This is a genomic window from Bradyrhizobium tunisiense (assembly GCF_042263385.1).
Taxonomy (GTDB): domain Bacteria; phylum Pseudomonadota; class Alphaproteobacteria; order Rhizobiales; family Xanthobacteraceae; genus Bradyrhizobium; species Bradyrhizobium tunisiense.
In genome coordinates this window covers 683,923-706,714 of record NZ_JBHLEV010000002.1, presented here as the reverse complement: position 1 = coordinate 706,714, position 22,792 = coordinate 683,923, and the positions used below count along the sequence as shown (strand labels likewise).

At 64.6% G+C, this 22,792-nt stretch carries 17 protein-coding genes; 11 read left to right on the top strand and 6 right to left on the bottom strand.

What is annotated here, in order from left to right; translation table 11 throughout:
• Positions 1 to 58 precede the first annotated feature (58 nt).
• On the top strand, positions 59 to 742 hold the full coding sequence (gene aat, locus ACFDR6_RS10750; RefSeq protein WP_212085733.1) for a leucyl/phenylalanyl-tRNA--protein transferase: 684 nt from the start codon (positions 59 to 61) through the stop codon (positions 740 to 742).
• 39 nt (positions 743 to 781) lie between these two features.
• Here the strand turns inward: aat and ACFDR6_RS10745 are convergent, their stop codons facing one another.
• Positions 782 to 1,810 carry a DUF2155 domain-containing protein gene (locus tag ACFDR6_RS10745; RefSeq protein ID WP_375858237.1) on the bottom strand — a complete coding sequence of 343 codons (1,029 nt, stop codon included), beginning with the start codon at positions 1,808 to 1,810 and terminating at the stop codon, positions 782 to 784.
• A gap of 208 nt (positions 1,811 to 2,018) precedes the next feature.
• Between ACFDR6_RS10745 and lipP1 the strand changes: the two genes are divergently transcribed.
• The 3 genes from lipP1 (at position 2,019) to ACFDR6_RS10730 (ending at position 4,391) form a co-directional block, all read left to right on the top strand.
• Complete coding sequence (lipP1, locus tag ACFDR6_RS10740; protein ID WP_375858236.1) at positions 2,019 to 2,966, top strand: LipP1 family hormone-sensitive lipase; 948 nt, start codon at positions 2,019 to 2,021, stop codon at positions 2,964 to 2,966.
• Positions 2,967 to 2,976: 10 nt separating this feature from the next.
• Positions 2,977 to 3,984 (top strand): Na+-dependent transporter, encoded by a 1,008-nt coding sequence (locus ACFDR6_RS10735; protein WP_375858235.1) that lies wholly within the window; start codon positions 2,977 to 2,979, stop codon positions 3,982 to 3,984.
• A 152-nt stretch (positions 3,985 to 4,136) separates the two neighbouring features.
• Complete coding sequence (locus tag ACFDR6_RS10730; protein ID WP_212085742.1) at positions 4,137 to 4,391, top strand: PepSY domain-containing protein; 255 nt, start codon at positions 4,137 to 4,139, stop codon at positions 4,389 to 4,391.
• Positions 4,392 to 4,464: 73 nt separating this feature from the next.
• Here ACFDR6_RS10730 and ACFDR6_RS10725 read toward each other — a convergent pair whose 3' ends face one another.
• Positions 4,465 to 5,403 carry a GlxA family transcriptional regulator gene (locus ACFDR6_RS10725; protein ID WP_375858234.1) on the bottom strand — a complete coding sequence of 313 codons (939 nt, stop codon included), beginning with the start codon at positions 5,401 to 5,403 and terminating at the stop codon, positions 4,465 to 4,467.
• Between the two features lie 94 nt (positions 5,404 to 5,497).
• On the opposite strand from ACFDR6_RS10725, the gene ACFDR6_RS10720 reads away from it, so the two are divergent.
• A complete protein-coding gene (locus ACFDR6_RS10720) occupies positions 5,498 to 6,184 on the top strand; it encodes a DJ-1/PfpI family protein (RefSeq protein ID WP_375858233.1) in 687 nt (228 codons plus the stop codon).
• Positions 6,185 to 6,586: 402 nt separating this feature from the next.
• On the opposite strand, the gene ACFDR6_RS10715 is transcribed toward ACFDR6_RS10720, so the two are convergent.
• Entirely contained in the window at positions 6,587 to 6,994 is a 408-nt protein-coding gene (locus ACFDR6_RS10715; RefSeq protein WP_212085748.1) for an NADH:ubiquinone oxidoreductase subunit NDUFA12, read from the bottom strand.
• A gap of 243 nt (positions 6,995 to 7,237) precedes the next feature.
• Between ACFDR6_RS10715 and ACFDR6_RS10710 the strand changes: the two genes are divergently transcribed.
• Complete coding sequence (locus ACFDR6_RS10710; protein ID WP_375858232.1) at positions 7,238 to 7,900, top strand: BA14K family protein; 663 nt, start codon at positions 7,238 to 7,240, stop codon at positions 7,898 to 7,900.
• A 46-nt stretch (positions 7,901 to 7,946) separates the two neighbouring features.
• Here the strand turns inward: ACFDR6_RS10710 and ACFDR6_RS10705 are convergent, their stop codons facing one another.
• Positions 7,947 to 8,180: a hypothetical protein gene (locus ACFDR6_RS10705; protein ID WP_317239683.1), complete on the bottom strand. Its 234-nt coding sequence runs from the start codon at positions 8,178 to 8,180 to the stop codon at positions 7,947 to 7,949.
• Positions 8,180 to 9,322, bottom strand: a complete 1,143-nt coding sequence (locus ACFDR6_RS10700) for a helix-turn-helix transcriptional regulator (protein WP_317239684.1) — start codon at positions 9,320 to 9,322, stop codon at positions 8,180 to 8,182. Before ACFDR6_RS10700 ends, ACFDR6_RS10705 begins: the two co-directional genes overlap by 1 nt.
• 616 nt (positions 9,323 to 9,938) lie before the next feature.
• Here ACFDR6_RS10700 and ACFDR6_RS10695 point away from each other — a divergent pair.
• The 3 genes from ACFDR6_RS10695 (at position 9,939) to ACFDR6_RS10685 (ending at position 15,813) form a co-directional block, all read left to right on the top strand.
• Entirely contained in the window at positions 9,939 to 12,782 is a 2,844-nt protein-coding gene (locus ACFDR6_RS10695; protein ID WP_317239685.1) for an autotransporter outer membrane beta-barrel domain-containing protein, read from the top strand.
• Between the two features lie 380 nt (positions 12,783 to 13,162).
• Complete coding sequence (locus ACFDR6_RS10690; protein ID WP_212085759.1) at positions 13,163 to 13,579, top strand: response regulator; 417 nt, start codon at positions 13,163 to 13,165, stop codon at positions 13,577 to 13,579.
• The gene (locus ACFDR6_RS10685; protein WP_317239686.1) at positions 13,576 to 15,813 is read left to right on the top strand and encodes a CHASE3 domain-containing protein; all 2,238 of its coding nucleotides are present in this window, start codon (positions 13,576 to 13,578) and stop codon (positions 15,811 to 15,813) included. Before ACFDR6_RS10690 ends, ACFDR6_RS10685 begins: the two co-directional genes overlap by 4 nt.
• Here ACFDR6_RS10685 and ACFDR6_RS10680 read toward each other — a convergent pair whose 3' ends face one another.
• On the bottom strand, positions 15,814 to 16,710 hold the full coding sequence (locus tag ACFDR6_RS10680) for a DMT family transporter (protein WP_212085763.1): 897 nt from the start codon (positions 16,708 to 16,710) through the stop codon (positions 15,814 to 15,816). It abuts the gene before it with no gap.
• Positions 16,711 to 17,473: 763 nt separating this feature from the next.
• On the opposite strand from ACFDR6_RS10680, the gene ACFDR6_RS10675 reads away from it, so the two are divergent.
• Both ACFDR6_RS10675 and ACFDR6_RS10670 read left to right on the top strand, forming a co-directional pair.
• Positions 17,474 to 21,244, top strand: a complete 3,771-nt coding sequence (locus ACFDR6_RS10675; protein ID WP_375858231.1) for a vitamin B12-dependent ribonucleotide reductase — start codon at positions 17,474 to 17,476, stop codon at positions 21,242 to 21,244.
• Positions 21,245 to 21,266: 22 nt separating this feature from the next.
• Positions 21,267 to 22,727: a hypothetical protein gene (locus ACFDR6_RS10670; protein WP_375858230.1), complete on the top strand. Its 1,461-nt coding sequence runs from the start codon at positions 21,267 to 21,269 to the stop codon at positions 22,725 to 22,727.
• The last annotated feature ends 65 nt before the right edge of the window (positions 22,728 to 22,792 follow it).

Sequence of the window (22,792 nt, the reverse complement as noted above, 5' to 3'; positions counted from 1 at the left end):
CGCGCCCTCCTGCGCACCCCATCGCAACCGCATCGCGATCCTGCTATGATTGCGAACCATGACTTCGCGCGACTCCGCCCCGTCTGAAATCACACCGGCCGTGCTGCTGCGCGCCTATGCCTGCGGCATCTTCCCGATGGCGGAAAGCGCCGACGATCCGACTCTGTTCTGGGTCGAGCCGGAGTTGCGCGGCGTCATTCCCCTCGATGGATTTCGCGTCGCCTCGCGGCTCGCGCGCACCGTGCGGTCGGATGTATTTCGCGTGACCGTCAACACCGCGTTCAAGGCAACCATCGCCGGCTGTGCCGCCCCCCAGGCCGGACGCGAGGACACCTGGATCAACAAGCGCATCCGTGACCTCTATGGCGGCCTGTACGAACTCGGCCATTGCCACAGCGTCGAAGCCTGGCAGGGCGAGGATCTCGTCGGCGGCCTGTACGGCGTCAGCCTGGGGCGCGCCTTCTTCGGGGAGAGCATGTTCCACACCGCACGCGATGCCTCGAAGGTCGCGCTGGTGCATCTGGTGGCGCGGCTCATCCATGGCGGTTTCGAGCTGCTCGACACCCAATATGTCACGGAGCATTTGAAGAGCTTCGGCGCAGCCGAGATCTCGCGGCGGCGCTATACCGCACTGCTCGACAAGGCGCTCGCCGGCGAGCCCGGCGATTTCCTCAGGCTCTCGGCCGGTGACGCCGTCCCGGGCGCACGCGCGCTCGAGATCATCGCCTCGCGACAAGAATGATGGACAGCTGGGTCAGCGGCCGAACCCAGGGGATTTGGCCTACCGGCCAAACCCGGGAATACCGAACAGGCCTGGCCGCTGCTCGGGCGGCGGAGGCGGCGGTGCCGGTTGCTGCTGCTGAATGGGCGGCAAGGGCTGCGGCGGACGCTGCTGGACCTGCTTGGGCGCGGCCTTCTTCTGCGCGGGCGGCGGTGGCGCGGGCTTGGTCGCGGGATCCGGTGCCGCAGTCGCGATGGTCTGCTGCGGCTCTTTGCAGTCGGTGAGCCAGATGTCGTAGATCGGGTGCTCGACACCGTGCAGGCCGGGACTTGCGGCGTACATCCAGCCCGAAAAGATGCGCTTCACCTCGCCCTGCAAGGTGATCTCGTCGACCTCGACGAAGGCGTCGGTGTTGGTGGCCTCCGTCGCCGGCCGCGTGTAGCAGGCGTCGGTCTTGACGCGCAGTGCGCCGAACTGGACCGTCTCGCCGATCTCCTCGTCGAAATTGATGATGCGTCCGGTGATCTTGTCGAGACCGGAGAAGGTCGCCTTCTTGTTCACGATCTTCTGGGCCGGCGGCTCGGTGACGACCTCGTCGCCCGGCTGCAGGCTGGCCGGCGTCTGCGGCACGGCGCCCGGAGCGCCCTTCTGCTGCGGCTGGCGCTGACCGGGCGCACCCGGGGCTTGCGGACCGGGCGGCGCAATCGCCGCGGAGGGCGGCTGGTTCGGCGGCGCGACGGTGGAGCCCGGGGGCGGCGCCAGCGGCTGGGTCTCGACCGGGCCGGGCATCACGTTCCCCTGTCGGCCCGGAGGCGGCGGCATCGGGCGCGACGGCAGCACACGGCCCTGCGGCGGCAGCTCCGGCACCTCTTCGTCGTCGTCGGGGATCTGCTGCGGCTGCTGCTGGCCGCGTGGAATGTTGCCGGGCGGCCGCAGCGGCGGCGGATCGGAAAAGATCGTGCCGATCTGCGCCTGAGCCGGCGTCGCAACCGTCAGTGCGGTGGCGGCCAAAAGCGCCGCAAGACCTGTCAGGGTAATGGTTCGAAACATCTCGCGCGGCTTCAACAGCGAATCGGGCTTGTTGGACATTCTACAGGGGTTACCGCCGCTCGCAGGCCCTCCGGTTAACACGGCGAATACGGCGGGGGAAGGGCGGCATCCCTGCCCTTCCCGGCCCCGTCTGGCCAGACCGGCTTCCGGATGGGATAGTCGGAGGCTCCTTCCCGAACCCGAGGCGGGCACCGTCCGCCGAAAACGGGGCTCCAACCATGACTGGAAAACCCAGAGGCCGCCTTTAATGCCCGTTGTGCTCGATCCCGACGCCGCCGCCGTCTACAGGGCCTTCCAGGAAGCCGGCCGCCCTGCCTACGAGACCCTGACCGCAGCGGAGGCCCGCGCCTATTACGCGCAGGCGCGCTTTGCCACCAACCCGGAGCCGCCGGAGCTCGCCCGCGTCGAAGCGCTCGCGATCCCAGCCCCACACGGCGCCATCCCTGCCCGCCTCTACGTCCCGAAGGAGCCGCGCCGGCACGACGGCCTGTCGCCGGCGCTGGTGTTCTTCCATGGCGGCGGCTGGGTGGTCGGCGATCTCGACTCTCACGACGTCGTCTGCCGTCAGCTCGCAGTCGAAGGCACGCTGATCGTGATCTCGGTCGACTATCGCCTCGCACCCGAGCACAAATTTCCCGCCGCCATCGAGGACGCCATCGCCGCGACCACATGGGTTGCCGCAAACGCACGCGAGCTCGGCATCGACGCCTCACGCCTGTCGATCGGCGGCGACAGCGCCGGCGGCAATCTCACCGCCGTCGTGGCGCTCGCCGCGCGCGACGGCAACGGTCCTGCGATCGCGGGCCAGGTGCTGATCTATCCAGCGACCGATTTCGCCATGACCCATGGCTCCCACAGCGAGCCCGAGACCAGCGTATTGCTGACGCATTCGGTGATCCGCTGGTTCCGCGACCATTATCTGAACGGCGCCGCCGACATCCACGACTGGCGCGCTTCGCCGGCGCGCGCGCAAGACCTCGCCGGCCTGCCGCCGGCCTATGTGCTGACAGCCGGCGCCGATCCCCTGCGCGACGAAGGCGACGAATATGCCGAACGCCTCAGGCAGGCCGGCGTGCCCGTGACCACCAAGCACTATCCCGGTCAGTTCCACGGCTTCTTCACGATGGGAAAGTTGTTGCGAGAGGCGACCGCTGCCGTGAGCGAGATCGGCGCGTGGTTGAAGGGATTGGGCTGACGGCGCCTGCATGGCTTCTGCTCGTCGAACCATCTTCGCCCTCCCGTTGCGCGTCCTGACCTGGCTCGGCAGCCAAGGGACCCGCGCGGTGGCGGCCGTGGTTTTCATCGCGGTCGCGGTGCCGCCGCTCGGCGCGCTGCTGCGGCCCTACGTCACCGAGGCGATCTTCGTCCTGCTCTGCATTTCCTTCATGCGGGTCGATCTGGCCGTGCTCTCCAGCCATCTGCGCCGGCCGGCGCTCGTTGCGACCGCCACCGCCTGGACCACGATCGGCGTCCCGCTGATCGTCGGATTGATCGCCTATGCAACAGGGCTCACGAGCCGCGCGCCCGGCCTTGCCCTTGCGCTCATGCTCCAGAGCATGGCTTCTCCGATGATGGCCTCGCCGGCACTTGCCGCGCTGATGGGCCTCGATGCGACCCTCGTGCTGGTCACGCTGGTGACCTCGACCGCGCTGGTGCCCTTCACGGCATCGCTGTTCGCGGGGCTGTTCCTCGACGGGATGCTCAGCATCTCGGCCCTGGCACTCGGCCTGAAGCTGCTCGGCATTCTCGCCGCATCGTTGCTGACGGCGACCGTCATCCGCTGGATCTTCGGCGCGGAGGCAATTCAGCGCGCGAAGCAGCCGATCGATGGATTCAACATCATCATCCTGCTCGTGTTCGCCTGCGCGGTCATGGGCGATGTCGCCGGCGAACTCTTGACCCGGCCGATCCTCACCATCGGCCTCGCAGCTCTGTCCTTCGCGATCTACTTCACGCTGCTCGCGATCACCACGCTGCTGTTCCGCCGCATTGGCACCGACCGCGCACTGGCGCTCGGGCTGATGGTGTCACAGCGCAATCTCGGCCTGATGCTGGCGGCAACGGCCGGCGCATTGCCGCCCACCACCTGGCTCTATTTCGCAATGACGCAGTTTCCGATTCACCTCGCACCATACATGCTGATGCCGATCGCGCGGCGGCTGACCGGGCGCGCGAATGCGTCCCGCGGAGCCGCGGCAGACAACGCTGCCTAGGCATGTCCTCACAACATCGGGATGTCCGTCCGGAAGCTAGCCGAACAAGTGGTTCCAGTCACGGCATGTCGCTCACTGGTTGATCTCGCACCGACGAAGGAACATCAATTCAAAGATCCCGTTAAAGCCTTTCTTCGAAAGGGAGATTGGCGATGAGGTTTGCTGCAATTCTGGTTCTCGGTTCGCTTGCCATGGGCTCAGCAGCGAGAGCAGATCAACCTGGGCCGGACTGGATGCCGATGGAGCAGGTGAAGGCCAAGGTCATGGAGTCGGGCTATTCGCAGGTGACCAAGCTTGAAGCCGATGATGGCCGGTGGGAGGGCGAAGGCATCAAGAACGGACAGAAGATGGAGTTCCATGCCGATCCCAAAACCGGGGCGATCGTACGCGAAAAGCAGGACAAGTGAGCATCGGCGACGTCCGATTTTGAACGGCGCGGACGTCGCCATTCCGCACGTCCCCCCGTTCAAACGTACATGACTATCCCGCCCGCGCAGCGCGCCGCAGCGCCTGCGGCGGCTGGCCGAAGGCGCGGATGAAGGCCCGGCGCATGCGCTCGGGATCACGGAAGCCCGTGGCTTCCGCAACCAGCTCGATCCCCTCGCGCGAGGATTGCACACGCTCGCGCGCGACTTCCAGCCGGAGCCGCTCGATCGCCTTGGAGGGCGTCGTGCCGGTCTCGGCGGCGAAGGCACGGGCGAAATGCCGCGCGCTCATGCCGGCGCGATCGGCGAGATCCTCCACCGTCAGCGGCGCATCGAGGTTTTCGCGCGCCCACGACAACAGCGCGCCGAAGCGGCTGTTCGGCGCCTTCAGTTCCAGCAGCGAGGAAAACTGCGACTGGCCGCCGCTGCGGCGATGGTAGAGCACGAGGTGCCGCGCGGCTGCCCGCGCGATCTCCTCGCCGTGATCCTCGGTGACCATCGCGAGCGCCAGATCGATGCCCGCGGTGATCCCGGCAGACGTCCAGACATTGCCATCGCGGGTGAAGATCTGGTCGGGCTCGAACTTCACCTTCGGATAGCGCGCGACGAAATCGCGCGTCCGGCCCCAATGCGTGGTGGCGCGGCGGCCATCGAGCAGCCCCGCCTCGGCGAGCACATAGGCGCCCGAGCAGACGCTGGCGACGCGCACGCCGCGCCGCGCCAGCCGCTGCACGAAGGCGCGCGTGGCCCCGCAGCGCGCGGCATCCGCGACACCTGCGCCGCCGGCGATGACCAGCGTCGTGATCGCATTCGCCGACCTGAAATCGCGGGCCATCATCTCGACGCCCGACGAGCTGCGGACCGGCCCGGCATTCAGAGCCAGCACGCGGAGCGCCAGCGGCTTGCCGGCGCAGCGTGCCGCGACCTCGAACGCCGAGATCGGGCCGGCCGCGTCGAGCAGCTGGAAATCCGGGAAGATCAGGATGCCGATCATAGCCATGTCCGAAATAGAGGGAATTATGCCATTTCAGACGCAAAGGCACCATGCCAGTCTTCGCGCGTCAAGCTCATCTTTGGAGGATCCGCCGATGTCGTCACCGCTCCAGATCGGAATTTTGGTGTTTCCGCGCGTCACCCAGCTCGACTTCACCGGTCCCTTGCAGGTGTTCTCCATGGTGCCCGGGGCAACGCTGCACCTGATCTGGAAGCGGATCGAGCCTGTGCCGAGCGATTCCGTGCTCATGCTGACGCCGACCACGACGTTTGCGGATTGCCCGCAACTTGATGTGATCTGTGTGCCCGGCGGCGGCGGCACCAACGACCTGCTCAACGACGAGGAGGTGCTCGCCTTCCTGCGCAAGCAGGCAGAGGGCGCGAAATACGTCACCTCCGTCTGCACGGGATCGCTGGCGCTCGGCGCTGCCGGACTATTGAAGGGCTACCGCGCCGCGACCCATTGGAGCGCGATGGAGATGCTCGGCCAGTTCGGTGCCACGCCGACCAGGACGCGTGTCTGCGTCGACCGCAATCGCATCACCGGTGGCGGCGTCACCGCTGGGATCGATTTCGCGCTGACGCTGGTGTCCATCATGATCGATCGGACCATGGCGGAAGCGATCCAGCTTCAGATGGAATACAATCCGGCCCCGCCGTTCAATTCGGGATCGCCCGACACCGCGCCGGCGGAGGTCCTGGCATTGCTGAAGGAGCGCGGCGCGCAAAACCAGGCGCGGCGGCTCGACGCCGTGAAGCGTGCGGCTGAGCGCGTGATGTAGCTATCGTGTCCCGGACGCGGTGCGGTACGCAGCGACGCTCCGCAGAGCCGGGACACGTCAGGACGATAGCAACAGAAAAAGGCCGCTCGGTTTCCCAAGCGGCCTTTCCTGTCCTACGGCGGCTGCACATTTCATCGGGCGATTTCAGAGCTTCCAGACCGGGGGCCTATCTCCCGATCGAGTCCTGGTCGGCGGCCGCTGCATTTCGGGACAGTCGCGAACTGTTGCCCGAACCGAACGCGATGGTCTCCCATCTCCGTAAGATGAGACCATTGAGCCGCATCGCACGCATTGGCGCAACGGCCGCGCAACCGCCGTCCCCGCTGTTCCCGTTGTTCACAGCAAGGTGCGGCGGATGCGTATGCATCCAGTTCGACGATGAAGATCGCGGAGGCTGAAAACCTAGCCAGGCGTCCAGGGCTGATAGTCGCCGGTCGCCTTCGGCCGCTTGCCGCTGGCAAGGGTCGATCCCGAGGGACGATAGGCCCTTGCCGTGCCGGTGAGATTGGGCTGGTGCGGCTTTTCCCACTCGCGCGGCTGATAGTTGGCCTCGGTCGGCGGCACATCGACGACATGATGCATCCAGCCGTGCCAGGACGGCGGGATCCGGCTCGCTTCGGCATAGCCGTTATAGACCACCCAGCGCCGCTCGAAGCCGAGGGTCGGATCGACCGCCCCGCCGCGGGTGCGATAGTAGAGATTGCCCTGCTCGTCCTGGCCGACCAGTTCTCCGTACCGCTTGGTCCAGAGTTGGGTGCCAAAAGTCTGGCCATTCCACCAGGTGAAGAACTTGAGGAAGAATTGTTTCATGCGGCAAGGGCCCTGCTTCGTGGGGCCCTGATGCCATCCGGACGGCAAAATGTCCAGTTCGGCGGAACGGTGGGGCCCTTCCGCAAATGCGCGGCCGCGACATAAAGGCTGCCGCAAATCGGACGCGATCCGTTCATGCCGGGTACAGGGGGCGCATGAGGCTTCTGGTCGCGCGCAAACCGGCGTGATCCCAGGAACCCTAGCCCTTTCATAGGGTTTGCTTCCGGGAAAAGGAGTTTGACCATGAACAGTCTGAAAGTTTTGAGTGCCGTAGCAGCGCTAGCGCTCGTTCTGCCCATGACCTCGCCGAGCTTTGCACAGGGACCCGGCGGCGGCGGCCGTGGAGGCGGAGGCGGTGGCGGTGGCGCGGCCATCGGCGGTGGCGCTGCCATTGGCGGCGGCGGTGGCGGCGGTGCCATCGGCGGCGGTGGCGGGCGCATGGGCGGCGGCGCTGCCTTCAGTGGCGGTGGCGCACGGATGGGCGGCGGCCCCGCGATCCACGGAGGTGGCGGCAACTTCGCGGCCGGCCCGGCACGCCCGAGCGGCGGCACGTCCTTCACCGGCGGTGTCAGCCGTAACTTTGCAGCAGCCAACAGCGGCACCTGGCAAGGCAGCGGCAATTGGAGCGGCGGAGGCAGGCATCATCATCACCATTATCGTCGTGGCGGCTTCTGGCCCGGCTTCGCGGCGGGCGCCGCGATCGGCGGCCTCGGCTCGTACGCCTATTACGGCAGCAGCTATTACGATGACCCCTACTACTATGGCGGCTACTATGACGAGCCGACCGTGGCGGTGGTCCCGGGTGGTGGCGACGATGCAGCTTATTGCGCCCAGCGCTATAAATCCTATGACCCGGCTTCAGGGACCTATCTCGGTTACGACGGACGGCGGCATCCCTGTCCGTAAGACGACCTGAACGATAGTTGCAGCAAGACACGATGGGCGGCGCCGGTCACTGGTCGGCGCCGTCCATGCGTCTTGGCGAGCCGCCTGAATTCTCCAGCTTGCGATAGAGCTCCAGCCAGCGCCGCTCGCGCGCGGTCAGCGGCTCGCCGTCGAACGACCACGCCGGACACCCCTCCTCGTCGAGAGGTGCGATGGCCTCGCGCCTTTCGAACTCCGCAAGTTCGCCCACCGTCGGCCGTAAGGCGGCAAACACATTCGAGCCACGGCAGGGGTGACGCATCACTGTTCCCAATCGACATCCCCGATCCGTACGCTGCCGATCGATGCCATCAGGCTGGCGAGCTGGGCTTGGCGTCTGGTCGTGGTCTTGGCGAAAACTCGGCGCAGATGCGTCTTGATGGTATTTTGCGACAGCCCGAGCGCGCGTGCGGTCTCGATGGTGGTGCTGCCGGACGACGACGCGAGCGCGACTCGCGCCTCGGCGTGGGTCAGACCATATGCGTCCATGATCCGTCCGAGCGGGATCGATCGTCGGTTGGCAGCATCGACGACGAACAACAGCACCGCCGCGTCCTTCACGCCCGCATCGGATAGTCGTCCAAGATCCTTGCCGCGGATCGCGGTGACCAGGACGGTCAGGAGCCGGCCGTCCTGGTTGCGTGGCAGGCTCATCGTGCCGCCGGCGGCCCCCCGCAGCGCCGCGCGCACCAATTCGTTGAGCCGCTGCGAATGCACAGGCCAACGGGTCGCGATCGACTGATGCAGTCGCAACGACCCTTCCTCCGACATCCGTCTTGCAGAGGCATTGGAGAACAACACGCGTGCCTTGTGGTCCAGCACCACGACACCGTCGGCAAGCCGGTCGAGGACATCGAATGCTGCATGCTGCATGGCCAGATAGCCGTCGATCCGAAATCCGAGCGTCACCGACCGGCGCAGATGCGGCGACAGCCGCTCCAGCAGCCGCACCTCATCGGGATCGAGCGGCCCGCGCCGCTCGCTTCGACACATGTTGAAGGCGGCACGAAAATCGTCGCGCGCCGCCAGCGCAATCATTCCGTTATACCCGATCTCCTGAGGCCGCAGCACTTCGTCGTAGAATGCGGTCGCCTGAAGCTTTGAGAGCGGGATCGCTTGATCGGACTGCACCAGCCGCCCTACCGGCTGCGTCTCCATATATTGCGACCATGGATTATTCATGTGCCGGTCCTGATAGGCGCGATTGCACGCCTCATTCAGGCGGCCGTTGAAATCGAAATAAACGCGCTGCGCGGTGACCGACTGACCGAACAGGATGCCGCCCTCGCTATGCGTGAGATCGGCGATGGCCGTGAGCGCATGGGGCCACAGATCGTTTTCGGCCGCGGCGTCGTAGATCAGGTCGAGGAGCTTTTCGATCCCGTCGTTGGAGAAGTTCACCATTTTGCCGCCCGAGTCATCGACAACCAATGGTTGCCTATACAACCTTAAGAGGTATTATGATGATACCGCATTTGGCGGTGCAATGCCTCACCCGGTGGGGTGAGAGAGACTGCCAATGTCGGTCATGATCCGGTCTTGTGTTCTCCTCAGGACCACTGCGGGATCGTGGCAGACTGCGTAGAAGTGCGCATCCAAAGTCGTTGTGCCAGCGGCTGACGCTCGTATCTTGCGAGCCTACCGGCATGCTCCGCATGTCGATGCAAGCCCGCCGCGACGTTTGCCAACCGTAGAGTGAGAAGCTCGTCTGCAACGCTGCGCTGATGACGAACTCGACGGCAAAGGACGCCCGCGCGCCCACCGTCGAGGACAGCTTTGACGATCTTGTTCCGTTCGTGCGGCGTGCTCGTCAATGAAAGCGTGCCTCGCATCGCGAGCTTGGTCATCGTGGAATTCCCACACACTGTGTTCTGCGCGCCACGGTCACCACTCATCTTTCGCCCCTCACCCCGTTGGGCGACGCGACGACCCGTCACCGCTCGCTATCCACATCGTCGACGGTTGCGCTCGGGCGAGTCGGGACACCCGCACAGGTTTGGAAGAAGACTGGGAATTGGCAATGGCACAGGCACGCCGCGAGATCTCGAAGCCCGCGATGGGCCATTGCGGCACCCGCCGGGAGCGCCTCCTTACGCGGTATTTCGCAGGTTCATTGGTCCTTTCGGCAGCACTGCTGGCAGGCCAGTCGGCACAGGCGGATTGCACGCCGCAGGCGGCAGGCCAATCGAACCTCGTCGCAACCTGCACCGGAACGACCCTCAATCAGGGCGGTGGCGCGCCGGGAACAAGCGCCGGCGCCAATGGCTACGGCACCGGTGCAGAGAACGCGACCGTCACGGTCGCAAGCGGCGCCTTGGTTTCCGGAACGGCCGCCAATGCGCGAGGTATCTATCTCGGCCAGGGAACCGTCATCAACAATAGCAGTGCGACCATCGCAGGCGATCGATCCGGAATCGCCACGACCGGCAGCAATCCGCTTACGGTCACCAATTCGGGCACCATTCAGGGCTCTGGTTTTGGTATCGACGGACTGGGACAGACCACAGTCACCAACAACGCTGGCGCGACGATCACCGGGACGGCGTACGGGGTTTCCGGCACGACGCTGAACCTCACGAACCAGGGGACCATCACCGGCACCGACGCGAGTGGCGCCGCCGGATTCTTCGGCAGCACGATCACGAATTCTGCGGGTGGTAGCATTACCGGAGGAGCCTATGGAGTACGGGTCAACCAGGCCGGCCTTGTCACCAACTATGGCACGATCGCCGCCGTCGGATCCGCCGTGGCAGCCCCTCAGGCCGGCGTCGGCGTAGGCTCTAATTCGACCATCAACAATTTCGCCGGCGCCACCATCTCCAGCGGAAGCCAGGCAGCAGTCACGGTCGGTTCCGGTAGCGTGATCTACAACACCGGGACGATCGCCGGCTTCGTCTACGGTGTTCAGGCTCTCGGCGGAGGCGTCTCGATGCACAACGCGGGCAGTCTCAGCGCCGTCGTATTCGATGGCAACACACAGGCCATCAACGCCATTCTCTTCACTGGAACCGGCAATACCCTGACGCTGGCGCCCGGATCGAACATCTCGGGCGCGGCAATCGGTACCGGAGCCGACACCCTCGAGCTCGGCGGCAGCGGCGCGGCGACTTTCGACGTCTCGCAGATCAATTCAACCGGGCAGTATCGCGGCTTCGGCACCTTCAACAAGGTCGGCGACTCCACCTGGAGCTTGACTGGCACCAGCAGCTTTGCCGGTCCGGTCAACGTGGACAGCGGCACATTGCTGGTCAACGGCGACATTTCGTCCGCGAGCGGCGTCGCGGTGAACTCGGGCGGTACACTCGGCGGCACCGGCACCGTCGCCAACGTCATCGTCAACGGCGGTACGCTCGCGCCCGGCACTTCGATTGGAACGCTGACGGTTGCCGGCAGCCTTTCTCTCACCGCGGCATCGACTTATCTCATCGACGTTTCCCCGTCTTCTTCAGACCGCATCAATGCCACCGGCGGCGCAACGCTCGGCGGGGCGGCAGTGCAGGCATCGTTCGCGGCAGGAAGCTACGTCTCGAGGCAATACACGATCCTCACCGCCGCAGGTGGCGTCAGCGGGACATTCGGCGCTCTCACCACCAACCTGTCGCCCAACTTCAGCACGAGCCTGAGCTACGATGCCAACGACGTCTATCTCGACCTGGTTCTCAACTTCGCCATTCCGGGTGGTCTCAATGCCAACCAGCACAACGTCGGCAACGCGCTGACGAGCTTCTTCAATGCCAATGGCGGCATTCCTGCGGTCTACAGCATGCTGACTCCGGCCGGCTTGACCCAGGCTTCGGGCGAGGCCGCCACCGGCAGCCAGCAGGCGACGTTCAACGCGATGAACCAGTTCATGGGCGTCCTCACCGATCCGTTCATCACCGGACGGGGCGAGACGGCGACGTCCTCGGCGACGTCGTCCTTCGCGGCCAGCGATGCGCGCCGTGGGGCATCCCGGCCCGAACGCGATGCCTATGCCGTGATGTTCGCGAAGGCGCCTGTCGCGCAGGTCCATGATCCCCGCTGGCGCGTGTGGGCGGCCGGCTTCGGCGGCGCGCAGACGACCGATGGACATGCGGCGCTCGGCAGCAACACATCGACCAGCCGCCTTGCGGGGGTCGCCGTCGGCGCCGACTACCGCTTTTCTGCGGACACGGTCGCCGGTTTCGCGCTCGCAGGCGGCGGCACGAGCTTCTCCGTCGAGAACAGCGGCTACGGTCGATCCGATCTGTTTCAGGCCGGCGCGTTCGTGCGCCACAGATCCGGTGCAGCCTACGTCTCGGCGGCGCTTGCCTACGGCTTTCAGGCCATCACCACGGACCGCATCGTGACGATCGCGGGCCTTGACCGGCTGCACGCCGAGTTCAATGCGAATGCCTATTCAGGCCGTTTCGAGGGCGGCTATCGCTTTGCGACGCCCTGGCTGGGCGGCCTTGGCCTGGCGCCCTACGCTGCGGCCCAGTTCACCACGTTCGATCTGCCTGCCTACGTAGAGTCGGCGCTGGCGGGCACGCCGGTGTTTGCGCTCGCCTATGGCTCGAAGAGCGTCACCGACAGCCGCAGCGAGCTCGGGTTTCGCAGCGACAAATCGTATGCCCTGGCTGGTGCGATGCTGACGCTGCGCGGCCGGCTAGCCTGGGCGCATGATTTCAACACCGACCGCGCGGCCACCGCGACATTTCAAGCCTTGCCGGGTGCGAGCTTCGTCGTCAACGGCGCCGCCCAGCCGCGGGATTCCGCGCTGACCAGTGCATCGGCCGAGGTACGGTGGACGAACGGCTGGTCCGCCGCCGCAACGTTCGAAGGCGAATTCGCGGATGCAATGCGCAGCTATGCTGGCAAGGGCGTGGTCCGCTACTCTTGGTAGGCCCACCGTCCGCGACATTGGCCGCTTCCGCTGGCCGTTGCGGCTCCGACATCTGCACGTCATAGAACGAAACATCCGCGCAGCCTTGCGGCAGGACCGCGGCGTCCCTGCTCGTCATGCTGGTGCGCCGCCCCACCTACCCGTCACATCATCCGGGTCCGGCCGGCCTTCGCTCCATTTTGCTGCAATCTTTCATCGAAGAGGACTGGCCTTAAGGGGGCATCCGCGCCGCTGCCGCGACCGACGCGACTTTCGCCAGGCGGAACTCCGGACCCCTATGCACTGCGCCGTGCATATCTAACCTTATCCAATCCAAAATTGACCCGATGCGCGATTCACCTGTATCACCGTCGTGGGGACTTCGATTGCTGGGAAGTGTCATGCCGCGTGTTCTCGTGGTTGATGACGATCCGATGGTCGGCGCGACCATCGAGGTCCTCCTCCAACGTCAGGGCTTCGACGTCACGCTGGCCGATGGCGGTGAAACAGGACTGGCTGCGCTGGAAACGCAGGCCTTTGAGGTGATGCTGGTTGACATCTTCATGCCGCATATGCGCGGCTTCGAGTCCATCCGCATCTTCCATGAGCGCGCGCCGGCTACTCCGCTGATCGCGATGTCCGGTTACGCCTTCGCGTCATCCGCCTCGCCCTCTCCCGATTTCCTCCGCATGGCGCTGGAGCTCGGCGCAACACGCTGCCTGCGCAAGCCGTTCACGCCCGACGCGTTGCTGACCGCCATCCGGGAATGCCTTACGGGCGAGAGCGCGCAACCGAAGGACAAGAAAGAAGCCCCTTGATTCCAACGCAGCGCGTCATTCTCGGTGCCGGACTTGCCATCCTCCTGATCATCACGGCAGCCTCGATCGCCCTCGACGTCAAGTCGCGGTCCGATGCGGCGTGGATCAATCAGACCGTCCAGGTGCAGAAGAAGATCTCCGACCTGCGTGTGCTGCTGCGCCGCTCCGAGAGTGCCGCGCGTGGCTACGAGCTCTACCGAAGCCAGGGCTTCAACGACGAGTTCCAGGCGGTGCGTGCCGAAATCACGCCGGCGCTGGCCGATCTCAAGCGCGGCGTGCGCGACGCTCCCGATCAGGTCGCGCTGTTGGAGGCCACCGAGCCGCTGGCGCTGCGCCGGATCGAGATTGCCGCCGACGCGATGCGGATGCGCGCCGAGAACGACCTGGCCGGCATCGCCGCGCTCCAGGGCAGGGCCGAGGGCCGCGGCCTCATGGACACGGTGATGCGCAATCTCGACCAGTTGAGCGCGGGGGAAGAACGCCTGCTCAAGGCGCGCTCCCAGGATTCGCGCCGCACCGGCATCGTGCTGCTCGGCATCGACGTTGCGGGCGCTGTGCTGATCCTGCTCCTCGTCGCGCTGGTCATGCGCGAGAGCCAGCGCGCGACGGGGGAGCTCCAGAGCACGCTGACCGAGACCACGGCCGCCAAGGAAGCCCTCGCCGCCGCGGTAGCCGAGCGCACGGAGCATCTGGTCACCGCGCATGACGAGTTGCGTTTGTCGGTCAACGTGTTGCAAAGCACGTTTCACAGCATGGCGGAGGCGGTGCTGGTGATCGATACCGACGGCAATGTCCTGCTATCCAACCCGGCCGCCGAGCGCATGCTGCTGCATCGCACCGGGATGAATTTGCGCAATTTGCGCGCGCTGTCCGACGTCTATCACGGCGACGGCGTCACGCCGCTGAAATCGGACGAGCTGCCCTCGGTGCGCGTGCTGCGCGGCGAGCAATTCGAAGACCTCGAGATGATCGTCCGCCCGCACAGCGGCGATCTTGCCCGCCATCTCATGATCAGCGGCCGGCCGATGCGAGATGGGCACGGCAACATCTCCGGCGCGGTTCTGGTCTATCACGACGCAACAGCCTCGCGGGAGACCGAGCGGCAGCTTTACCAGTCGCAGAAGCTGGACGCCATCGGCAAGCTGACCGGCGGGGTCGCGCACGACTTCAACAACATGCTGACCGTCATCTCCGGCAACACGGAGACGCTGGTGGAGAGCCTGAAGGGCCAGCCCGAGCTCCAGCGCACGGCGCGCCTGATCGACGACGCCGCCGAGCGCTGCGCCGAGCTGATCCAGCATCTGCTCGCCTTTGCACGCCGTCAGCCGCTCGAGCCGCGCAACGTCGAGATCAACGCCGCGGTGGCGGACATCGCAAAGCTCCTGCGCCCGACCCTCGGCGAGCAGATCCAGATCGAGACCGTGCTCGAACCGGGCCGGATGACCGCCCACATCGATCCGTCCCGGCTCACCAATGCCGTGCTCAACATGGCCATCAACGCGCGCGACGCCATGCCGAACGGCGGCAAGCTGCTGCTGGAAACCCACCGCGTCGTGCTGGACGAGGCCTATGCACAGGCCAATGCCGACGTGACAGCCGGGCCTTACGTGATGCTCGCGGTCAGCGACACCGGCACCGGCATGTCGGTAGAAACCCAGCAAAAGGCGTTCGAGCCGTTCTTCACCACAAAGGAGGTCGGCAAGGGCTCGGGCCTCGGGCTCTCCATGGTCTACGGCTTCGTCAAGCAGTCCGGCGGTCACATCAAGATCTACAGCGAGGAAGGCCACGGCACCACGATCAAGCTCTATCTGCCGCCGGGCGAAGGTACGACGGACGTGGCAGCGGCCGTCGCGCCGCAGGCCGAAGGCGGCGCCGAGACCATCTTCGTCGTCGAGGACGACAATCTCGTGCGCAACTTCGTCACCGCGCAGCTCCAGAGCCTGGGCTACAAAACGGTGGCGGCGTCCGATGGCCCAAGCGCGCTGGAATTGATCGATGCCGGCGAGCCGTTCGACCTGCTGTTCACCGACGTCGTCATCCCCGGCGGAATGAGCGGGCGCGTGCTCGCCGAAGAGGTGGCCAGGCGCCGGCCCGGCGTGAAGGTGCTCTACACCTCCGGCTACACGGACAACGCCATCGTCCACCACGGCAAGCTGGATGACGGCGTGCTGCTGCTGACGAAACCCTACCGGAGAAACCAGCTCGCCGAGATGATCCGGAAGGCGCTGGGCTAGCTACCGCGTCGCCAGCACCACCGCCGCCAGCGTGAAGATCAGCGCCGCGATCTGTCCCGGCCCGAGCGGCTCGTGCAGCGCGATGGCCGAGGCGACGACGCCGATGACCGGCACCGCCATCGTCCCGATCGCGGCCACCGAGGCCGGCAGCCGCGCCAGCGCGGCGAACCAGCTCACATAGGCGATGCAGAACTGCACCACCGTCGAATAGACCAGCAGCCACCAGCCGAGCGGCGTCACGTTCGACAGATGCGTGGTCTCGACCAAGAGGCCGATGATCGAGATCGGCAGGCAGCCGATCCCGATCTGCCAGGCCGCGGCGGTGATCGGCGGCAGATGGATCGGGTACTTCTTGGAGAACACCGTGCCGACGGCAAAGCCGAACGCGCCGGCGAGCGCCATGATGATTCCAGGCAGCTTCTCGACGCTGGCGGTGATGCCGTTGCCGCCCATGATCGAGGCGAGCCCGACAAAGGCCATGACGAGCCCGAGCGTGCGGATCAGCGTCGGCCGCTCGCCCAGCACCGGCCAGGCGATGATCGAGGCCCAGACGGGCATGGTGTAGGCGATCAGCGCCGCCTCGCTCGCCGGCAGCCAGAGCAGCGCCAGGCCCATCAGCACCATCCAGCCGGTGACGTTGAGCGCGGCGGCGGTGATGAGGCGCGGCCAGATCGCCGGGTCGACCTTCAGGCTCTGCCGGCGCATGACCGCGAGCAGTGCCAGCAGCACCGCGCCCAGCACCCCGGTGACGCCACGGAGCGTCAGCGGCGGCAGCTCGGAGAGCAGGAATTTGGTCACCGGCCAGTTGAAGCCCCAGCCGATCGAGGTGATCGCGAGGAACATCAGGCCGGCCGGGGCGATGCGCGCTCGCGCATCCCGGCGGGTCGAATCAAGCATGAGGGCAGTCCGGCAAAATGGAACGTCAGCTTGGCGCGGATTCGCCGGGCAAACCACCACCCTGCCGGACATGCCTGCCCTCGCCTTCCGTAGGGCTACGTGAGTCCTGCTGTGGCAACCCCATCGCCTAAAAATATACCTGCCCTGTGAACAGCGGGATGAAGGCTCCGCATCACCACGGGATGCAAATTTTTTCAGTTGGGAATCCCTGAGGACTCACTGATACTTGGCTCCAGAACAGGCGCGGGCTAGCCCCCTGTTATCCCCCACAATCCACCATATTTAGTATTTGATTCAGGAACTCGCACTAGTTCTTGACGGGCGCAGCGGAGAGTCCTAGCTTTCGGTCCGTTCGGCGCGAGTGAGTTTGCGTCCCGCCGGCACTCCCCCAAAGGGTCTCGCAAATCGACACTCCGCCCGCCAGCCAAAGGCAGCGGATGAGGGCTTGTCTGCCCTCGGATAGCGGGGCTTTTCGGGCGCCAGAACGGGCCGGCAACAGGCTCGCATGGCAATTGTTGAAGTGACTGTGGGGCGTTGAACGCATGTCGGGCCCATCCCCTTGGGGGCGGATGTGCCTGGACATGCCGGCGGATGATCGATGCACGCATCGAAGAATCGCGTCGGGAGAACAAGGGCCGGGTCCACCGGCTGAACTGCGATGCCCGAGGCCGAATGGCCGAAGGAATTCGCGAAACGAAATGTCGACCCGGCACGCCCTCAACGAGGGGCGGGACCGGTCCAGAAATAAGGACGGGGCAAGACCATGCGGATTGAGCGGCGCCACACCAACTCGGGACAGTCACCTTACGCGGGAATCGATTTCCGCCTGACCACGTCGGAGATTCGCAATCCCGACGGCTCGGTCGTGTTCAAGCTGGAGAATGTCGAGGTCCCGACCGAATGGTCGCAGGTCGCCTCCGACGTGCTCGCCCAGAAATATTTCCGCAAAGCCGGCGTTGCCGCGCGCCTGAAGAAGGTCGAGGAGGAATCCGTCCCCTCCTTCCTGTGGCGCTCCGTGCCCGATACCGAGGCTCTTGCCGCGCTGCCTGAGAAGGAGCGCTATGTCAGCGAGCTCAGCGCCAAGCAGGTGTTCGACCGCCTCGCCGGCTGCTGGACCTATTGGGGCTGGAAGGGCAAGTATTTCTCGACCGACGAGGACGCGCAGGCCTTCTACGACGAGCTCCGCTACATGCTCGCCATGCAGATGGTCGCGCCGAACTCGCCGCAATGGTTCAACACCGGTCTGCACTGGGCCTATGGCATCGACGGCCCCGGCCAGGGCCATTATTACGTCGACCCCTTCACGGCTAAGCTGACCAAGTCCAAGTCGGCCTATGAGCATCCGCAGCCGCACGCCTGCTTCATCCAGGGCGTCGGCGACGACCTCGTCAACGAGGGCGGCATCATGGACCTCTGGGTCCGCGAGGCCCGCCTGTTCAAATACGGATCCGGCACCGGCTCCAACTTCTCGCGCCTGCGCGGCGAAGGCGAAAAGCTCTCCGGCGGCGGCCGCTCGTCCGGCCTGATGAGCTTCCTCAAGATCGGCGACCGCGCCGCCGGCGCCATCAAGAGCGGCGGCACCACGCGCCGCGCGGCCAAGATGGTCGTCGTCGACGTCGATCACCCCGACATCGAGACCTATATCGACTGGAAGGTGAAGGAGGAGCAGAAGGTCGCCGCCCTCGTCACCGGCTCCAAGATCAACCAGAAGCACCTCAAGCTGGTGCTGAAGGCCTGCGTCAACTGCGAAGGCTCGGGCGATGATTGCTTCGATCCCGAGAAGAACCCTGCCCTCCGCCGCGAGATCAAGCTCGCGCGCCGCAGCCTCGTGCCCGACAATTACATCAAGCGCGTCATCCAGTTTGCGAAGCAAGGCTACAAGGACATCCAGTTCGAGACCTACGACACCGACTGGGACAGCGAAGCCTATCTCACGGTCTCCGGCCAGAACTCCAACAATTCGGTGTCGCTGAAGGACGATTTCCTCCGCGCCGTCGAGACCGACGGCGACTGGAATCTCGTCGGACGCACGACGAAGAAGATCACCAAGACCCTGAAGGCGCGCGACCTCTGGGAGAAAATCGGCTACGCCGCCTGGGCCTCGGCCGATCCGGGCCTGCACTTCAACACCACCATGAACGACTGGCACACCTGCAAGGCGTCCGGCGACATCCGCGCGTCCAATCCGTGCTCGGAATACATGTTCCTGGACGACACGGCGTGCAACCTCGCCTCGGCGAACCTGCTGACCTTCTACAACACCGAGACCAAGCGCTTCGACGTCGAGAGCTATGAGCATCTCTGCCGGCTCTGGACCGTCGTGCTCGAAATCTCCGTGATGATGGCGCAGTTCCCGTCGAAGGCGATCGCCGAGCTCTCCTACGAGTTCCGCACGCTCGGCCTCGGCTACGCCAATATCGGCGGCCTGCTGATGACCATGGGCCTGCCCTATGACAGCAAGGAAGGCCGCGCGATCGCCGGCGCGCTGACCGCCGTGATGACCGGCATCACCTACAAGACCTCGGCGGAGATGGCGGCCGAGCTCGGCACCTTCCCCGGCTACAAGAAGAACGCCGCGCACATGCTGCGCGTCATCCGCAATCACCGCCGCGCCGCCCTTGGCCAGTCCAACGGCTACGAGGCGCTCAGCGTCAACCCGGTGCCGCTCGACCTCGTCTCCTGCCCGCAAGGAGATCTCGTCGGCCACGCCCAGGCGGCGTGGGATGCGGCGCTCGAGCTCGGCGAGAAGCACGGCTATCGCAACGCCCAGACCACGGTGATCGCGCCGACCGGCACGATCGGCCTCGTGATGGATTGCGACACCACCGGCATCGAGCCCGACTTCGCGCTGGTGAAGTTCAAGAAGCTCGCCGGCGGCGGCTACTTCAAGATCATCAACCGCGCGGTCCCCGCGGCGCTGCGCGCGCTCGGCTATCGCGAGAGCGAGATCGCGGAGATCGAAGCCTACGCCGTCGGCCACGGCTCGCTCTCCAACGCCCCCGGCATCAACGCCTCGACCCTCAAGGCAAAAGGCTTCACCGATGAAGCCATCGCCAAGGTCGAAAAGGCGCTGCCGACCGCCTTCGACATCAAGTTCGCCTTCAACAAGTGGACCTTTGGCGAAGACTTCATCCGCGACCAGCTCGGCATCGGCGCGGAAGCCATCGCGGCCCCCGGCTTCGACCTGCTCCAGGCCGTCGGCTTCACCAAGCGCGAGATCGAGGCGGCCAACGTCCACATCTGCGGCGCGATGACGGTGGAAGGTGCTCCGCACCTGAAGGCCGAGCACTATCCGGTGTTCGACTGCGCCAACCCCTGCGGCAAGATCGGCAAGCGCTACCTGTCGGTCGAGAGCCACATCCGCATGATGGCAGCTAGCCAGCCCTTCATCTCCGGTGCGATCTCCAAGACCATCAACATGCCGAACGACGCCACGGTGGAGGACTGCAAGTCCGCCTACATGCTGTCGTGGAAGCTCGCATTGAAGGCCAACGCGCTCTATCGCGACGGCTCGAAGCTCAGCCAGCCGCTCAACTCGCAGCTCATCAGCGATGATGAGGACGAGGACGATGCGGTCGAGAGCCTCTACGAGAAGCCGATGGCGGCGCGTGCCACGCAGGTCTCGGAGAAGATCGTCGAGAAGCTGGTCGAGCGTATCATCGTGATGCGCGAGCGCGAGAAGATGCCGGATCGCCGCAAGGGCTACACCCAGAAGGCGGTCGTCGGCGGCCACAAGGTCTATCTCCGGACCGGCGAATATGATGACGGCCGCCTCGGCGAGATCTTCATCGACATGCACAAGGAAGGCGCGGCGCTCCGCTCCTTCATCAACAACTTCGCCATCGCGGTGTCGCTCGGCCTGCAATACGGCGTGCCGCTGGACGAATATGTCGACGCCTTCACCTTCACCCGCTTCGAGCCGGCGGGCCCCGTGCAGGGCAACGACAGCATCAAGTACGCGACCTCGATCCTCGACTATGTCTTCCGCGAGCTCGCGGTGAGCTACATGTCACGCTTCGACCTCGCCCATGTCGATCCCAACGAGACCGGCTTCGACGCGCTCGGCAAGGGCGTCGATGAAGGCAAGGACCCGAACGAGGACGGCGGCCACCACGCCACCCGCCTGGTCTCGCGCGGCCTCACCCGCTCGCGGACCGACAACCTCGTGGTGATGCGCGGCGGCAGCACTGCGGTCACCCAGGGCAACGACAGCGCTCCCTCAGGCGGCAGCAAGGTCACGGCGATGGCCTCGCATGGCGCGAGCGCCCGCCTCAGTGACACCCTCGAAGGCGCCGTCGCCCTGAAGCAGGAAGTCCAGCACGACCTCTCCCCCACGGAGAAGCTGGAAGCCCTGCAGTGGAGCAAGGCCGGCACCGCCGCGACCGCCGTCCCCAGCAAGGCCGAGCGCCGCGCCGAGGCGAAGGCCAAGGGCTACGAGGGCGAGATGTGCTCCGAGTGCGGCAACTTCACGCTGGTGCGGAATGGCACGTGCATGAAGTGTGATACTTGCGGAAGCACGACGGGGTGTTCGTGAGGCGGTAGCGCTCGGGTGGTTGATGATGGAGCAACAAGAAACATCGACCACCCAGCGAGGTTGGCCCTTAAAATTAGCCTTTCTTGAAAACCCACCGGTAGCGTTCTCGCTACCGGTAAGTGTAATTGTCATCTCAATATTCGTTGCCGCCTCAGCTATTGCTGTAATTGCTCTTGCCTGGCTCCTCATTGATCTCGTCAGTGGCGATCAGAAACGTGCTGCAGAGGCAACCAAAACCGCACTTCCGATTCTCGCCGGAGCTATCAGTCTCCCACTTATTGTTTGGCGGCTACGCATTCTCGACCGCCAAACTCGTATCAGTGAACAAAAGACTGAGATTGATCGCGAAACTCACTACACGAGCATTTTCTCGCGAGCGATCGAGCAGCTCGGGGAAACTCGCGAAATAAAACGAACAGTCGACGGGGTAGACACCACAAAAACTGCTCCGAACATCGAAGTTCGGTTGGGCGGAATTCACTCGTTAGCTCGGCTTGGGGAAGAGAGCCTCCGAGACAGAGAAAAGATCAAAAACATCCTCAGGTCATACGTCCGCGAAAATTCTTGGTCGGATCGCGCCGGGGACATAGTCGACAAGTTTGAGTGGCCGAAAGCTCGTTCGACAGATTGGGCTTACGAACTCGAATCTGATAGCTCAGACGCCGACGCTGAATCTAGACGAATGGAATGGATTGAAGAAACGAAGGGACTTCTCTCTCGTGCTCACGAATGGATGGGTCGCACGCCAGAAACTCGAGTAGACGTTAACGAAGCCGTTGATGCGCTCGCAAGCTTGCCAATTGGTTTGCCGTCGGACACTAAGCCATTCTTTTATGAATGCCTGTTTGTGGGACGCCGCTTCGGCACAACAGCCTTGGCTGCTGTCGACTTTCGCCGATGTACGTTCTCAAAATGCACATTCGACGCTCGCGACACCAGATTCGAGCTCTTTGACTGCGATGTCATGGACTCGACTTTTCACTGTAGCAACTCGAACATTTCAATTCTCTCCTCGCGATTGTCGAATACCAACCTTTACGGAAATCACAACTCTAGCTCAGCCCTCAACAGTTGCGGTCTTTATTCCCTTCGCCTCGTCAACTTGCCTCAGCTCGAACTCAACGATTCCACCTTGTATAAGGTCACGATCGTTGCTTCGTTTGATAGCGACAGATCTTTACGGAGCGCAAAGATCGACCTATTTGACTCAATCGTCGTCGGGTCTTCGATGCGCCGAATGAAATTGCTACCGGAGTCCAATCTCTATTTCGCGACTTCGCCAACGATAACTTTTGACGACATGGACCTGAGCGGCGTAAGCAACATCGCCCCGGGCACGTTAAGAAACACAAAGGCAGACGCTACGACACTTCATCCATCGAAGGCGCTACGACCGCCTTCGTGGCCAAAGTTCAAACCACGACAGAGCAAAGATATTCTCCCCACAAGTTCTGACCCAGATCAGAAACCGGTTGCAAGTTAAGCAATTACAGCGACAGCCCACCAAACTCTCAACTTTAGCTACGGCGACAATGCCAAATTGACACG

Coding starts and splice junctions, on each gene's coding strand:
- ACFDR6_RS10735 (WP_375858235.1), top strand. CDS start 2,977: ATGGCTTCTGCTCGTCGAACCATCTTCGCCCTCCCGTTGCGCGTCCTG.
- ACFDR6_RS10695 (WP_317239685.1), top strand. CDS start 9,939: ATGGCACAGGCACGCCGCGAGATCTCGAAGCCCGCGATGGGCCATTGC.
- ACFDR6_RS10710 (WP_375858232.1), top strand. CDS start 7,238: ATGAACAGTCTGAAAGTTTTGAGTGCCGTAGCAGCGCTAGCGCTCGTT.
- ACFDR6_RS10720 (WP_375858233.1), top strand. CDS start 5,498: ATGTCGTCACCGCTCCAGATCGGAATTTTGGTGTTTCCGCGCGTCACC.
- aat (WP_212085733.1), top strand. CDS start 59: ATGACTTCGCGCGACTCCGCCCCGTCTGAAATCACACCGGCCGTGCTG.
- ACFDR6_RS10715 (WP_212085748.1), bottom strand. CDS start 6,994: ATGAAACAATTCTTCCTCAAGTTCTTCACCTGGTGGAATGGCCAGACT.
- ACFDR6_RS10700 (WP_317239684.1), bottom strand. CDS start 9,322: ATGGTGAACTTCTCCAACGACGGGATCGAAAAGCTCCTCGACCTGATC.
- ACFDR6_RS10670 (WP_375858230.1), top strand. CDS start 21,267: ATGATGGAGCAACAAGAAACATCGACCACCCAGCGAGGTTGGCCCTTA.
- ACFDR6_RS10725 (WP_375858234.1), bottom strand. CDS start 5,403: ATGATCGGCATCCTGATCTTCCCGGATTTCCAGCTGCTCGACGCGGCC.
- lipP1 (WP_375858236.1), top strand. CDS start 2,019: ATGCCCGTTGTGCTCGATCCCGACGCCGCCGCCGTCTACAGGGCCTTC.
- ACFDR6_RS10745 (WP_375858237.1), bottom strand. CDS start 1,810: ATGTCCAACAAGCCCGATTCGCTGTTGAAGCCGCGCGAGATGTTTCGA.
- ACFDR6_RS10690 (WP_212085759.1), top strand. CDS start 13,163: ATGCCGCGTGTTCTCGTGGTTGATGACGATCCGATGGTCGGCGCGACC.
- ACFDR6_RS10730 (WP_212085742.1), top strand. CDS start 4,137: ATGAGGTTTGCTGCAATTCTGGTTCTCGGTTCGCTTGCCATGGGCTCA.
- ACFDR6_RS10680 (WP_212085763.1), bottom strand. CDS start 16,710: ATGCTTGATTCGACCCGCCGGGATGCGCGAGCGCGCATCGCCCCGGCC.
- ACFDR6_RS10705 (WP_317239683.1), bottom strand. CDS start 8,180: ATGCGTCACCCCTGCCGTGGCTCGAATGTGTTTGCCGCCTTACGGCCG.
- ACFDR6_RS10675 (WP_375858231.1), top strand. CDS start 17,474: ATGCGGATTGAGCGGCGCCACACCAACTCGGGACAGTCACCTTACGCG.